16 protein-coding genes and 1 pseudogene are annotated in these 14,521 nt (G+C 28.4%); 16 read left to right on the top strand and 1 reads right to left on the bottom strand.

Features of this window, described 5'->3' with window-relative positions; all coding sequences use genetic code 11:
• Positions 1 to 170 precede the first annotated feature (170 nt).
• The 9 genes and pseudogenes from CSBG_RS18850 to bsh all read left to right on the top strand — a co-directional run bounded on the left by CSBG_RS18850 (position 171) and on the right by bsh (position 5,446).
• A complete protein-coding gene (locus CSBG_RS18850; RefSeq protein ID WP_235840747.1) occupies positions 171 to 389 on the top strand; it encodes a recombinase family protein in 219 nt (72 codons plus the stop codon).
• A gap of 165 nt (positions 390 to 554) precedes the next feature.
• The gene (locus tag CSBG_RS18845) at positions 555 to 791 is read left to right on the top strand and encodes a hypothetical protein (protein WP_235840748.1); all 237 of its coding nucleotides are present in this window, start codon (positions 555 to 557) and stop codon (positions 789 to 791) included.
• A gap of 106 nt (positions 792 to 897) precedes the next feature.
• On the top strand, positions 898 to 1,533 hold the full coding sequence (locus CSBG_RS18840; protein WP_235840749.1) for a recombinase family protein: 636 nt from the start codon (positions 898 to 900) through the stop codon (positions 1,531 to 1,533).
• Between the two features lie 7 nt (positions 1,534 to 1,540).
• The gene (locus tag CSBG_RS18835; RefSeq protein WP_235840750.1) at positions 1,541 to 1,813 is read left to right on the top strand and encodes a DUF4368 domain-containing protein; all 273 of its coding nucleotides are present in this window, start codon (positions 1,541 to 1,543) and stop codon (positions 1,811 to 1,813) included.
• Positions 1,814 to 1,887: 74 nt separating this feature from the next.
• A pseudogene (locus CSBG_RS14625) lies at positions 1,888 to 2,471 on the top strand (ATP-binding cassette domain-containing protein); the annotation flags it as partial.
• Positions 2,471 to 2,737, top strand: coding sequence for a hypothetical protein (locus CSBG_RS18830; protein WP_035285473.1), 267 nt, complete (start codon positions 2,471 to 2,473; stop codon positions 2,735 to 2,737). The pseudogene CSBG_RS14625 and the gene CSBG_RS18830, both read left to right, overlap by 1 nt.
• 311 nt (positions 2,738 to 3,048) lie before the next feature.
• Positions 3,049 to 3,219 carry a hypothetical protein gene (locus tag CSBG_RS18825; RefSeq protein WP_242825283.1) on the top strand — a complete coding sequence of 57 codons (171 nt, stop codon included), beginning with the start codon at positions 3,049 to 3,051 and terminating at the stop codon, positions 3,217 to 3,219.
• Complete coding sequence (locus CSBG_RS14610) at positions 3,216 to 3,947, top strand: lantibiotic immunity ABC transporter MutG family permease subunit (protein WP_008680756.1); 732 nt, start codon at positions 3,216 to 3,218, stop codon at positions 3,945 to 3,947. The genes CSBG_RS18825 and CSBG_RS14610 overlap by 4 nt, the downstream gene beginning before the upstream one ends.
• A gap of 506 nt (positions 3,948 to 4,453) precedes the next feature.
• Positions 4,454 to 5,446 carry a choloylglycine hydrolase gene (gene bsh, locus CSBG_RS14605; protein ID WP_008680754.1) on the top strand — a complete coding sequence of 331 codons (993 nt, stop codon included), beginning with the start codon at positions 4,454 to 4,456 and terminating at the stop codon, positions 5,444 to 5,446.
• Between the two features lie 578 nt (positions 5,447 to 6,024).
• On the opposite strand, the gene CSBG_RS18820 is transcribed toward bsh, so the two are convergent.
• Positions 6,025 to 6,654, bottom strand: coding sequence for a hypothetical protein (locus CSBG_RS18820; protein WP_008680752.1), 630 nt, complete (start codon positions 6,652 to 6,654; stop codon positions 6,025 to 6,027).
• An 850-nt stretch (positions 6,655 to 7,504) separates the two neighbouring features.
• Between CSBG_RS18820 and CSBG_RS14595 the strand changes: the two genes are divergently transcribed.
• From CSBG_RS14595 to CSBG_RS14565, 7 genes are all read left to right on the top strand, one after another.
• Complete coding sequence (locus CSBG_RS14595) at positions 7,505 to 8,887, top strand: ABC transporter substrate-binding protein (protein WP_008680750.1); 1,383 nt, start codon at positions 7,505 to 7,507, stop codon at positions 8,885 to 8,887.
• Positions 8,888 to 8,951: 64 nt separating this feature from the next.
• Positions 8,952 to 9,848: a sugar ABC transporter permease gene (locus CSBG_RS14590; RefSeq protein WP_008680748.1), complete on the top strand. Its 897-nt coding sequence runs from the start codon at positions 8,952 to 8,954 to the stop codon at positions 9,846 to 9,848.
• A 22-nt stretch (positions 9,849 to 9,870) separates the two neighbouring features.
• Positions 9,871 to 10,698, top strand: a complete 828-nt coding sequence (locus tag CSBG_RS14585; RefSeq protein WP_008680747.1) for a carbohydrate ABC transporter permease — start codon at positions 9,871 to 9,873, stop codon at positions 10,696 to 10,698.
• A gap of 14 nt (positions 10,699 to 10,712) precedes the next feature.
• On the top strand, positions 10,713 to 11,798 hold the full coding sequence (locus CSBG_RS14580) for a glycoside hydrolase family 130 protein (RefSeq protein ID WP_008680746.1): 1,086 nt from the start codon (positions 10,713 to 10,715) through the stop codon (positions 11,796 to 11,798).
• Positions 11,799 to 12,105: 307 nt separating this feature from the next.
• Positions 12,106 to 13,146: a LacI family DNA-binding transcriptional regulator gene (locus CSBG_RS14575; protein WP_008680745.1), complete on the top strand. Its 1,041-nt coding sequence runs from the start codon at positions 12,106 to 12,108 to the stop codon at positions 13,144 to 13,146.
• A gap of 16 nt (positions 13,147 to 13,162) precedes the next feature.
• Complete coding sequence (locus CSBG_RS14570) at positions 13,163 to 13,552, top strand: cytidine deaminase (protein ID WP_008680744.1); 390 nt, start codon at positions 13,163 to 13,165, stop codon at positions 13,550 to 13,552.
• Between the two features lie 50 nt (positions 13,553 to 13,602).
• Positions 13,603 to 14,520 carry a DUF1861 family protein gene (locus CSBG_RS14565; RefSeq protein ID WP_008680743.1) on the top strand — a complete coding sequence of 306 codons (918 nt, stop codon included), beginning with the start codon at positions 13,603 to 13,605 and terminating at the stop codon, positions 14,518 to 14,520.
• Position 14,521: the final 1 nt, after the last annotated feature.

Raw genomic sequence — 14,521 nt, 5'->3', positions numbered from 1 at the left:
GGGAAATTCATTGCTCCTTCTCTTGTCAATTACTTTCAAAGTTTAAAAAATTGCTGAAATGATGAAAAAATATGGTGAAATATTTTTGTGAGATAAGGCTTTTCTAGATAGGAGTATATATGCCAAGAATTAGAAAAATCGAAAGCAAGAGAAGCAAGAATGAGCGAGTTGTGTGGAGGGGGATAGCCTATATCCGCTTATCTAAAGATGATGGAAATGACGAAAGTTTAAGTGTTATAAATCGGAAGAAGATTATCCAAGAATATTTGGAAAAGTTCTTTAAAGATGAATATACAATTGTTGATGTTTATGTAGACGATGGAATAAGTGGCAAAACAGATGATAGCAGTGCATCTTTTTTTCGTATGGTTGATGATGTAAAGTTATGACTTGCTAATTGTATTATATGTAAAACACTAGCAAGAACATTTAGAAACTATGCAGACAAAGGATATTATCTGGAAGAGTTTTTCCCTCTTTATAAAACGAGGTTCATCTGTTTAGGAAGTCTAGCATTTGATACTTATAAGAATCCAGAATCTATAACAGATGGTATGGATGTGCTAATTACAGGACTTATGAATGATGGATATGCGGCTAGAACTTCCAATGATGTAAGACGTACATTCAATATGAAGCGTAGTAATGGAGAGTTTATTGGTGCTTTTGCTCCTTATGGATATAAGAAAGACCCAGAAAATAAGAATGCACTTATTATAGATGAAGAGCCAGCGGAGGTTATTCGAAATATTTATCACTGGTATGTAGAAGATGGTATGAGTAAAAAATAGGTATTGTTAAGTATTTAAATGAGCTAGGAATATTTACGTCAACTGATTATAAGCACATAGTAAAGGGGTGAATATTAAAACACCTCAGCAAGCTAAAAATGATGGTATGTGGGGGATTTCAACAATATGCACGATTTTGAAAAATAGAATGTATATTGGTGATATGATACAAGGAAAACAACGTATCATTAGCTATAAGGTGCATAAGTTAATAGCTACACCAGAAGATGAATGGTTTATTGTAGAAAATACACATGAGCCAATTGTGAGTCATGAACTCTTTGAAAAAGCTCAGTTACTATCAAAGCGAGATACTCGTACAGCTCCAAAGCAAAATAAAGTCTATCTATTTTCAGGATTCTTACGTTGTGTAGATTGTGATATAAGTATGACAAAGAAGACTAATCGTAAGAAAGTGGCAGCTGGTACTGTTAAGAGTTATGTATATTATGTATTTAGTACTAATGCCTTTAAAAGTAGGACTATGTGTAGTAGACACAGAATTAGTCTTGGAGATTTGACAGAAGCAGTTCTAAAAACAATACAAATGCAAGTATCGCTGATAGGAAATATGGAAAAGATTATTGATGAAATAAATCAACAGCCAGCTGTTAGCAACAAATCTTTTCATCTTGAAAAACAGTTGAATGATAAGGAGAAAGAGCTGGAAAAAATGATTAATGTGATAGATGGTTTGTATATAGATTGGAAATATGGAGATATAACTAGAACTGAAATATAAGTTTGAATTGAAAGCTAAAGAAATAGAAGTGTTAATCGCTAATTTAAAACTAGAAGTGGATATTGCTTCAAAGGGAGTTGGAAGTAACGCCCCATATTTAAAAAGGTTTTTAAAGTATGAAAATATAAAAGAATTAAATCGTGGAATCTTGGGTGAGTTGATAGATACAATCTATGTTTATGAAAATAAAAAGATTACGGTTAAATTTAATTTTGAAGACCAACATCAAAGAATGTTGGAATTTATAGAAAGTAACAGAATCGAATCTGAAAAAGAATAATGAATATAAATTCTTAATCTTATAACAAATCTACAAAGTCTGTCTAACAGCTTTATCTATATAATTATCTTTCCAATGGTGCAGGGAAATCTACCTTATTAAAGATGATTACAGGAATTGTTAGACCCACATCAGGTGAAATATTATTCAATAATCATGATTGGACACGAAAAGACTTGTTAAATATTAGTTCATTGATTGAATCACCACTACTATATGAGAACTTAACCGCATTTGAAAATTTAAAAGTTCGTGCAATACTTTTAGGTATTCCACTAAAGAAATGTAGTGAAGTTTTAGAAAAAATGGACTTAATGGATACAAAAAATAAAAAAGTATCGGATTTCTCATTAGGAATGAAGCAAAGGTTGGGAATTGCATTAGCACTATTAAATAATCCTAAATTACTTGTTTTAGATGAGCCTACAAATGGACTAGATCCTTTTGAAATTGAAGATTAAGAAAAATGATTCGAAGCTTAGCATACTCAGGAATTTCTATTATTATATCTAGCCATATTTTAAGCGAAATACAACAAGTTGCTGATGATATTGGAATGATATAAGATGGAAGACTAATATATGAAGGTTCAATTGATACAAGTGAAGATTTGGAGCGATTGTTTATGGATATTATCAGAAAGGAGCGTAAAGACTAATGTTACAATCAGATTTAAAAGCAGAAAATTTAAAATTTAAGCACTCACTATTCAGAAAACTAACCATATTAATACCATTAGTTTTAACTTTAATAGCTATGATTTTCATGTTTGTTGGTATTGGTTTAGGAGGCTTTTCAAGTTCTATAGTTTGTAATTGGAGTATGCCCATTGCATCATTATCAATTATATTTTTATGTCATCAAGTGAATAACAAAGAAAAAAACATCAATACAGAACGCTTTATAGTTTACCTATTGATCTAAAGAAAATATTTATTTCAAAGGCGATTTTGATAGCACTTAACATTTTATTAATATCATTTATATCTATTATCTCTGAATTTGTATTATCAGGATTTTCAGTAGCAATTGGGTATATTGGATATTATATTTTAGGATATATTCTATTATGGTTTTCTTTATTATGGCAGATACCCTTATGCTTATTTTTAGATCAAAAAGTAGGTTTTATTGCTTCTATGATATTAAGTTTATTCTTAAGTGCTTTCGGCGGATTATTCTTTGCATTGACTCCTTTATTTTGGATTTTTCCATAGAGCTGGACTGCTAGATTGATGACTACATTATTTGGAGTTTTACCAAACGGATTATTAGTTGAATCAGGTTCAAGATATATTTTAAGTTTAGGACAAAGTTCATTTTTAGTGTTAATTTCTATATTTATTGTAGTTGCATTTACCGTCTTGTTTTCAGTTTGGTATGGAAAGCAGGTGTATCGTAAATGATAATTTTGAGAGAGTTCAGTTCTAATTTTATCAAACTAAAACGAACTCCCCTTCTTTTATTACATTTGTTAACACCTATAGTGATTACATTTTTATTTCTATACTATTACACTATTGCAGGATATCGCATCATTACTGACGTGAGGGTATTTTTTATTATATTACAGATGAGTTATCCAATTTTTATAGGTATTTCTGTATTTGCATTTACTCAATTGGAAAGAAATATAAACGCTATTCAAAATACTCTAGGACTAGTGCAATCACGAATAAGTATGTACCTAGGGAAACTATTATTTATATTATTTCTATCAGCGATAAATTTAATATTGTATGAATTATGTTTTTATATTGGTGTCAATTTATTTTTAGATATGGATGCATTTTCATTGAATTTATATATTGATATATTTCTAATATTCTTACTCAGTAATTTGTCTATATACTCATTACATTTATCAGTTGCTTTTCGATTCGGTTCTACTGTCTCTGTGTTACTAGGAATAGCTGGTACAATTCTAGCAGGTTACTTTCAAACTGCTATCGGAGATAAAATTTGGCCAATCATTCCTTGGGAATTCAGTATCAGATTTTTAGAAAACTATTTTAATTTTTTTAATTCACCTATTATTTCTGGAATTATTTCTATGATTATTTTGACTTCCATTATTCTGATTTTATCAATTTTATGGTTCAACAGATGGGAAGGGAGAATGACACAAGAGTAAAATACAAGTAAAGATTATGTTGAAACAAAGAAAGGGAATGTATATATTTATGAAGAAAAAGTTATATAGAATTGATTTATATTGCATAATATTAAATAAACTTTAAATAGAGACAGGTACTACAGTAAATATAAGATAGCTGTATTACCTGTTTTAATTTTTATATTTTAATAATTAATTTCCTGATAAATTCCTATTTATCAAGTAGTTTGAAATAAACCTAACTCGTCTTATAATACAATTCACAATTAATTCATATTTTTATTATATATTAATTATATGTAATGTTTGCATAAAAATATAAATATAAATATTAATGTTATATTTTTTATTACTTTGAATAATAAATAAACACCTAATTAAAACAGAGCCTAATAATTAAATAAAGTAATAATAAATTAAATTAAGTATTTTAGGGGAATATAAATAAAGCAAAAATAATACAAGTAAAGATAATACAAATAAAAATATAAAAGAAAATCATAGAAGTATATAGGAGGAGCGATATGTGTACAGCTTTAACTTTAGAAACAAAAGAAGGGTATCATTTATTTGGAAGGAATATGGATATAGAGGTTTCTTTTAATCAATCAGTAGCACTTGTTCCAAGAAATTTTACCTATAAAAATAGAGCTACAAATGAAATGGAAAATACTAAATATGCAATGATTGGAATGGGAACTATAATAGATGAACATCCATGTTATGCTGAAGCAATGAATGAAAAAGGATTGGCTTGTGCTGGATTAAACTTTCCTAGATATTCTTATTGGGAAGAAGATGTTGTAGATGGAAAAATAAATATTGTTCCATATGATTTAATATTATGGGCTTTAGGAAACTTTGAATGTATTGAAGATTTAAGGGGACATTTAGAAAATCTAAATTTAGTAGCAAGGCCTGTAAATGAAAATGTACCTTTACCAGCGCTTCACTGGATTATATATGATGCCAAAGGTGAATGTTTAGTTGTAGAAAAGACAAAGGGTGGGCTTAGTATATTTGAAAATAAGATAGGAATTTTAACTAATGCTCCAACCTTTGATTGGCATATGACTAACTTGACCCAATATATGGGTGTATCTTCGCATCAACCATCAGAAATAAAATGGGGAGATGTAGAATTAAAAGCTTTGGGTCAAGGTGCAGGAGGAAGAGGTCTGCCAGGAGATTTTTCATCACCATCAAGATTTGTAAAAGCTACTTTTTTAAGAAGTAATGCAGTAGTTGGAGATGATTATATATCAGCAATTAATGAATTTTTTCATATATTAAATTCAGTAGCAATGGTAAAAGGATCAGTTGTTACTCCACAAAACCTTAACGATATAACACAATATACTTCCTGTATGCTTCAAGAAAAAGGAATCTACTATTATAATACTTATAATAATAGTACAATAAATGCAATTGATATGAATAAAGAAAATTTAGATGCCAAAGAAATAAAGATATTTGAATATAGAGATAAGCCTTTTGTAAATTTTGAAAATAGATAGAATTAATAAATTTAGCTAAAGTTCATGCGAATAATAAAGAAATTCAAAAACTCCATATAGCTACTTGAGTAATAAGTGGGTAAGAAGCAAAAGAAGTAAAAGCTATTGAAAACAAATATATTGTAGAATGTAGTTTATAAATGAGTTATGGCAATCTTAAATTAGCCTTCAACATATTTAAATATAAGAAATTTAAAGTTAGCGTAATATGAATTTATTGTGATCAAGTTATTTTTATACAGTATTTTAATAAGAAAATTTAATATTAGGGAGAGTAGAGGGATTGTGTAGAACAAACCTATCTACTCTCCCTAAATGCTTTATAGAAATAATTATTTCGCTAAATTAAATTTTCAAGATAAAATAGATTGTACATAAATTGATGTTGATAAACTGATTTCCTTTAGAAAAGAATGAAATTTTACATGGATTAATATATAGAAATAAACCAATGGTAAATTCTTAGGAACTCTAATAAACGATTGATTTATTAAAATGTTTACAATGGACTGATAGTAATAAAAAATGGAAGCTGTAAATATTAAAAAGAGCTTAAAAACTAAATAACTAAATAACTCTTAGTCTACTTGTCTTCCACCCCATTCTACAACGGAAAAACCTATTCTTTCAAATTGCTTTAATTCTTGTTTTTTAATTTCTATAGGCTTTTTCAATGGTTTATAAATCATCATAACTCGTAAAATTGAATCTGGTTTTGGAGTTATTTCTAGTTTGGCATAATTAGTATATTCTTCTCCTGCAAAAGATATAAGATTATATTTATTTTGTTGAAGAATAGGAAGCCAATAAACTATAAATTCATTATATTCTTTTGGTGTTAAGCCTATATATTCTAGTTTTTCTTGTAGAAAATCTTTTGTATCCTCATCTTTTACAACAAATCCTTCTGAAATATTTAAGTCTACATTTGGATTTCCTTCCCAAAATAAATAAGAATATTCCTTATTATCTTCTAAGTTAGTTAATGTACCGTCTGGTTTAGCATCAACAGTCCATCCATTGTTGTAAGTAGGATAAGTAGAAGTAAGTTCCCCATCATAGTTTAATTTAACATTAATAGTTTCTTCTTCTGTTGGATATAAGTAAATTACTGGTTTACCGTCAGCTCCATATTCAGAACAGCCAAATAAAAATAGTGTAGAAAATGATAATAAGGCAAGTGATAGAGTTGATTTAAAAGATTGCATAAGAACATCTCCTTAATATAAATTTGATATAAAATAGGTATAATTTGATAATGTAATAAGATTTAACGATAAATTTATCTTTGGTTATTCATTTTTATAAGTTTTCTTATGATAATTGTAGGCATTAATAAAATAGAGAATAGAGGTAACTAGCTTAATGATTATTAGAAATATAGAATCACTTGGATTTCTTATGGCTATATAAAGAATAAAATTTATCATAAAACATAATCCCGATATTAGCCATAGATTTCTTTTTAATTTGAGGTTTTTAATTTTTACCTCCTATAAATTTATATGTAATAAATAAAATTAGGGTTATAGTTAATAATAAGTCAACTATTAATAAAATATATTTAGAGATTATTTATTTTGTTGTGTATTTGATTTTATATATTTATACGAAAGTTTTTAAAGAAAGGGTTTCTTTATACAATTATATAGGAAATAAGTGGAAAAGTATAGTTGTAATATACAAAACTTATGAAAAGATGTTTTGTAATTTTATATTCATTATTTATTTTATTTGATGTAGTTACTGTGTTATTAAAATCAGTAACTAAATTTTCTGATTTTTTAGAAGTATCACTTGAATCACCTTAAATGTATAAAACAAAGGTAATTTAAAAAAATAAGGAAATAAATTTATAAAGTTAGGGAAATTAAAGTAAATTAGCATTGAAATTAAAGTTAAATAAATTTAAAATAATAATTGAAAGGTTTACAAAAAGAGGTTTTACTAAAATTCTAGTAATAATTTTTAGTATTTAAATCAAATTTATAGTTAAACTTAAATATGCATAATTAATAATAAGTTAAATTTAAAGTAAATTAAAGGGAGGATTTTTTTATGAGTAAAATTACTAAGATTATATCAGCACTAGCTTTATCCACTATGATGGTAACTTCATTAGTTGGATGCTCAGGTGGAAATAGTGAGGGAGCTTCATCAGGAGATACTATAACAGTAAACTTCTGGACAGCACCTCAAAAAGTTCAATATGATTTTTGGACAAGTAAAGCAGAAACATTTAATGCTACTAATACCAAGGTAGGAGATAAAGTTGTAAAACTTGAAGTTCAACAAATGCCTGAAACACCATCATCAGAAGCTGGAATACAAAATGCGCTAGCAACAGGAACAGCACCAGCGATTTCAGAAAATATAAACAGGGGATTTGCTACAACATTAGCACAATCAGAAGCAGTTTACTCATTAGAAAATGAAGATTGGTTTAAAGATATAGTGAAAAGCAGAGCATTAGAATCAGTAATGCCAGGTTGGGAAATTGAAGGAAGTCAATATGTAATTCCAATGTATGTTAATCCAATGGTATTACAATGGAATACAAAAGCTTTAAAAGAGTTAGGATTTGATAAAGCACCAGAAACTAAAGCAGAATTTGATAGCGTAATTGCTAAGTTTAATGAAAATAAGGATAAGATGTCAGCTATAGGAGTGACACATGTATTCTATAGAAACTCTTTAATTAGACCAGATCAATGGTGGGACAGATCATCAGATTTCCAAAATATCTACTTAGCATTTAGTGGCGGAAAGTCATGGGTAGAGGGAAATAAGTTAGTTTTAGATAAAGAATTTGCAAAGGAATCATTTGAATTCTTTGGATCATTAGGTAACACACTATTAACATCAGAAGTACCTAATATATGGGCAGAAGAAAATCCACAAGTTTTATTCACAATAGCAGCTCCATGGGAAATTCAAGCTTTAAGAGAAGGCGGAAAAGTTTATGGAGAAAATTATACTTATGGTCCAATGATAGTGAAAAATCAAGGAGATACACCTTATAACTATGCAGATGCAAAGGGACTAGTTTTATATAAAGCAGATAATATCACAGATGAAATTCATCAAGGTGCTATAGAATTTATGAAATGGTTATATAATGAAGAAAATTCAGCAAAAACAGATTTAGAATGGTTAGAAGCTACTACAATGTTACCAGTAAGAGGAGACTTATTAGAAAATGAAGAGTTTTCTAAGTATTTAGCAGAAAATGAAGAGTTAAAGGCTTTAGCTGGACAAGTAGAATATGCTATTCCAGGTATGCCACACGATAAAATGGCACAAATACAAGAAGCGTTAGGTAATAGCTTAGCTGCATACTTAGAAACTACATTATCATCAGATGCTTTAACTGTAACTGATGCTACAAAGTATGTAGATGAAGCATTTGATGCAATGAAACAAGCTGGTGGCTTAGAATAGTTTATTATAATAAAGCAAAGATGAGAAATTTATCTTTGCTTTATTTGTAAAGGAGTGGCACTAAATGAAGAATAAAATAGAAAGTTTAAAAAATAAGGGCGGATTTTTAGGATGGCTATTTAACATACCATATTTGGCATATTCAATTATTTTCTTTTTAATCCCATTAGTATGGGCATTTTGGTTGTCTATGACAGATTGGAACTTAATGTCTAAGAATAAAAATTTCGTAGGGTTAGATAACTTTAAATTATTATTTACTGATCCAAGAATTAAAGCAGCATTTATAAATTCATTTAAATATTTAATACCTATTGTTATTTTTACTGTAGCAATAGCAATTGTTATAGCATTATTAGTTCATAAGTTACCAGATAAGGTTAAAGGAATCACATCAGTATTATTTTTTATACCTTACTTAACTTCAGGTGTTGCGATATCAGTAGTTGTAAGATATTTCTTTAGTTATAATTCAGCATTAAATGTTTTCTTGAGAGAAAAAGGAATTAATATAGATTGGTTCAGAGATCCAAAGTGGGCATTTATAATAGTTGTTGGAATAGTAGTTTGGAAAATGTCAGGTTATTATGCACTATTTATATTATCAGCATTAGAATCTATTTCAGATGATGTACATGATGCATGTAAGATAGATGGAGCAACTGGGATAAGAAAGTTTATAAGTGTGACATTACCAATGATTATACCAACTTTAACAACAGTAGTCGTATTAGCAGCTGGTCTTGCATTTGGTATTTTTACAGAGCCATATTTATTAACAGGTGGAGGACCAAACTTAGCAACAACTACATGGCAACTTGAAATTTATAATACGTCATTTACTAATTTCCAATCAGGATATGGTGCAGCTATTGCAATAGCTAATGCAGTGCATATCTTTGTATCAATTAAGATAATCACATTTATAATGGAAAAGATTAATAAAAAGTATGGTATGTAAATATTAAGTTGGAGGATAAGTTATGAAAAAGAAGTTAAATATAAAAACTATTTTAGTAATAGTAGCAACTATTATAATACTAGGAATTTCATTATTCCCATACTTCTATATGATAATTCAATCACTAGCACCATGGGATCAAACAGATAAAGTATTTATTCCAAGTGGGATTACATTAAAAAGCTATGAATATTTATTAGGGGGAAGCGGTGGAGCAAGCGCAGGTATGTGGATAAAAGCATTACTAAATTCCTTTATAGTTTCTGCTCCTACTGCAATAGTTTCAGTATTAGTAGGATTATTAGTTGGTTATTCAGTTTCTAAGATGAAGAATTTTAGAGGCGAAAAGTTAGTAATGAATTCATTATTATTTCAAATGTTTTTCCCTGTAATAATATTACTTGTTCCTAGATATATGATATCAAAACCATTAACAAACACATATTTAGGAATGATATTACCGTTATCAGTATCAATTTGGGGTATATTTATGTATATAAATTATCTTAAGTCATTACCAGATGCAGTATTTGAAGCTGCTAGAATTGATGGAGCTTCAGAACTGAAAATATTATGGCATATTGCCTTTCCAGTAACAAAATCAGTTACTACTATAGTGTTTTTATCAACATTTATGACAAGATGGTCAGAACTTATGTGGGATATGCTTATATCACCAAAGATAAATATGCAAACATTAAATGTATTGATTTCAACACAATTTAAGCCAATGGGAAATTTACCAGGACCTATGTATGCAGCATCAGTAATATTAACATTACCAATAGTAATCATGTTCTTATGCTTCTCTAAATATTTTAAAGAGGGTATAAACTTTATGTTAAAGTAAAAGGAGAATTAGATATGACAAATAATATAGTAGTTAAAAGAAGTGAAAGAAATCCACTAATAAAGCCTAGTGATGTCAAACCTAGCAGAGAAGATTTTAAGGTTGATGGTGTATTTAATTGTGGAGTATGTAAATATAAAGATGAATATATATTACTTTGTAGAGTAGCAGAGTCAGTTAAAGTAGAAAATGAAGACGATGTTAAGATACCAGTGGTAGTTAATAAAGATGGAAAAGATGTTATAGATATTATTTCATTCAATAAAAAGATAGATACACAATATGACTATTCAGACTCCCGTTCTTTATGGACTTTAAATAGTAAAGGAGCTAAAAAAATAGCTTATTTAACCTCTTTATCTCATATTAGAATAGCTAGATCAAAAGATGGAGAAAATTTTGAAATTGATGATGAAGCATTTATAAAACCAATTGCTTCAGAAGAAGAGTGGGGAATAGAGGATCCAAGAATAACTAAGATAGAAGATACTTATTATATAAATTATACATCGGTTACTAGGAATGGAGCTGCGACATCTTTAGTATCAACAAAAGATTTTGAGAGTTATGAAAGATATGGAATTATATTTGCACCAGAAAATAAGGATGTAACAATATTCCCAGAAAAGATAAATGGAAAGTATATGACATTTAATAGACCAGTACCTTCAGCAATTGGAGGACCTGATATGTGGATTGCTGAGTCATTAGATTTAATACACTGGGGAAAGCAAAAACATTTTTATGGAGTTTCTAATGAAGAATCTTGGGAAAATGGAAGAGTTGGTGGAGGAGCAGTACCTTTCTTAACAGAGAAAGGATGGATAAAGATTTATCATGCAGCAGATAAAAATGATAAATATTGTCTAGGTGCCTTTTTATTAGATAAAAATGATCCAAGCAAAATATTGGGTAAAACAGAAAAAGCAATATTAGAGCCAGAAGCTGACTATGAAAAAGAAGGATTCTTTGGAAATGTAGTATTCACATGTGGATGTATTTATGAAGACGGAATCGTAAAAATTTATTATGGAGCCGCAGATGATAAAGTTTGTAGAGCAGATATAGAAATTGAAGAAATTTTCAAGTTAATTAAATAATACATATTGGCTATTACAAAAAAAGAATAAGTTGTAGTAGCCAATATTTATAAAGAAAAGTAAATTATGATTCCTAATCTTAATCTTTTTAAGTTGTAGTAATATATAGAAATAGTAAAATAAATTATAAATAAGGTAGAAAGTAGCACATATTAATTTATATCTAAAAATATTATAAAAAGTTATTAATATATTAAAAACTAATTAATAAAACATGGGCAAAATGTAGATTTAAATGAAGGATTAATATATCAATATAGAGAATTATTTAATTAGAATCAATAATGAGATTATTAGGAGATTGAGTATGGGAAAAATAACGATGAAGGATATAGCAGAAAGATTAGATATTTCAATAAATGCAGTATCATTAGCATTAAATAGTAAAGCTGGAGTTAGTGAAGAAACTAGAAAACAGGTTTTAGATGTAGCAGAAGAATTAGGATATTTAGATAAATCGCCTAAATTTGTAAAATCATTTGCTAATAAGAATATTTGCGTTATTATAAAGAAATATTATTTTGAGGATAATACATTTTATTCAAAAATAATGATGGGTATTGGAGAAGAATCAAGACGCAAAGGGTACGATATAATTACATGCTTAATAAATGAAACAGAAGAAAGTATTCCAAGCTGTATAGAAAGTAAGAAAGTATGCGGGATAATAGTTATAGGAACTATAGAAGATGAGTATCTAGTAAAATTAAAAAATTATAAGATACCTGTAGTGCTTGTAGATCATACATCACTATTAGAAAGCACAGATAGCATATTAACTGACAATAAGTTAGGAAGTTTTAATATAACAAAGTTACTTATAGAAAAAGGTTATAAAGATATAGGCTTTTTTGGAGACTTAGAGTATTCACTAAGTATTAAGGAAAGATTTTTTGGATATAGAGAGGCTATAAAGAAGTTCTTAAAGTTTAATAATTTTAAAGAAGCAGAAGTGTTTATAGAGGAGCAATCTGTATTATACGATGTTGAGCAAAATATAATAGATAAGAATATTGAAGGAATTAAGGAAAGAATAAATAGAATTAATAAAATTCCAGAAGCTTTTGTATGTTCTAACGATAATGCTGCAATAGCACTAATAACTTCTTTGAAAGAGTTAGGTTATATGGTTCCAAAAGATATAGCTGTAGTTGGTTTTGATGATATAGTATTAAGTTCGCTTATAGAGCCAAAGCTCACGACTGTTAGAGTTGAAAAGGATTTTATGGGAAGAAAAGCAGTAGATAGATTACTTTGGAGAATTGAAAATAAAAAAGATCCAGATGAAAAAACAATACTTAGTGTAGAAGTAATTGAAAGAGATTCAGTTGGAAATAAAAATATTTAATTTGCCGGAGGTAATTATGGATTTTGATAAATTAATTGAATATGCAAAAGAAGTGCTTAAGCCAAGAAGACTTTCAAATTGTGTAGAAGTTGGAGGAGTGGCAGCTGCAATACTAACTACATCAGGTAATTTATACAGAGGTGTTTGTATAGATACAGCTTGTTCAATGGGGTTTTGTGCCGAGCATTCGGCTGCATCAGCAATGATTACTAATGGAGAAAGTGAAATAGAAAAATTAGTAGCAATAAATTGGGATGGAAGTGTTATTCCACCATGTGGAAGATGTAGAGAATTTATAATGCAAATTAATGATAAAAATAAAAATGCAGAGATAATGGTAAAAGAAGATATAGTAGTTAAGCTAAAGGAACTTCTTCCATATGACTGGAGAGAAAGTGCTAATTAAAATCAATAAAAGAAGTTATATAATTAACTACCTAGTGGAGGAGTAAAGATATGAATATTAAGGAAACATGTTCAACACTATTAGAAAAATATTTAAAAAATAATTCAAATATATATAATGTAGAAAAATTAAAATTTATTAATGTAGGGGAAAACGATGTTTATAATATATCAGCTCCTTTTAAAGATAATATGAAAACAATTATTGCAGGTAGAGTAGAAGCTAGAGATAGTGAAGATTCTACTGTTTGTTTTTTTGAAAATATAGGCGATAGTTGGTCACCTGTAGAAGGATACCCAAAATTTAAGCTTCAAGATCCATTTTTTACACGAATAAATGATGAGTTAATATTTGGAGGAGTTGAAGTATTTCCACATCCTGAATTAGAAAATACTTTGAAGTGGAGAACTATTTTTTATAAAGGAAAAGATGTATGTTCACTAGAAAAATTCTTTGTTGGCCCAGATGGAATGAAGGATTTAAGACTAGTTCAAGTAAAGAATAACAAAATTGGAATTCTTACAAGACCACAAGGGGAAAAAGGCGGTAGAGGTAAAATTGGATTTGCTACAATAGATAATTTAGATGATTTAAATATAAATATTATAAATGAAGCTCCTTTACTAGAAGATTTATTCATTGATGAAGAATGGGGAGGAGCTAATGAAGCAAGATCTTTAGATGATTCTACACTAGGAATTCTTGGCCATGTTGCTTGTTTCGATGAGGATGGCAATAGGCATTATTATCCTATGACTTTTAAGCTAAATATAAATACATTGGAAGTAAAGAACCAAAAAATTATAGCAATTAGAAAAAATTTCAAACCAGGTGAAGCAAAACGAGCAGATTTAGAAGATGTAGTTTTCAGTGGTGGATTAGTTTTAAATGGAGATAAAGCAGTTCTTTATGCAGGAATCAGTGATGCAGAAGCTCAATTAATAGAAATAGATAATCCATTTAAGTAAG

The sequence above is a fragment of the Clostridium sp. 7_2_43FAA genome, assembly GCF_000158375.2.
Taxonomy (GTDB): Bacteria; Bacillota; Clostridia; order Clostridiales; family Clostridiaceae; genus Clostridium; species Clostridium tertium.
Note: the sequence above shows the minus strand (reverse complement) of the source record. Positions and strands in the feature narration are given on the sequence as shown.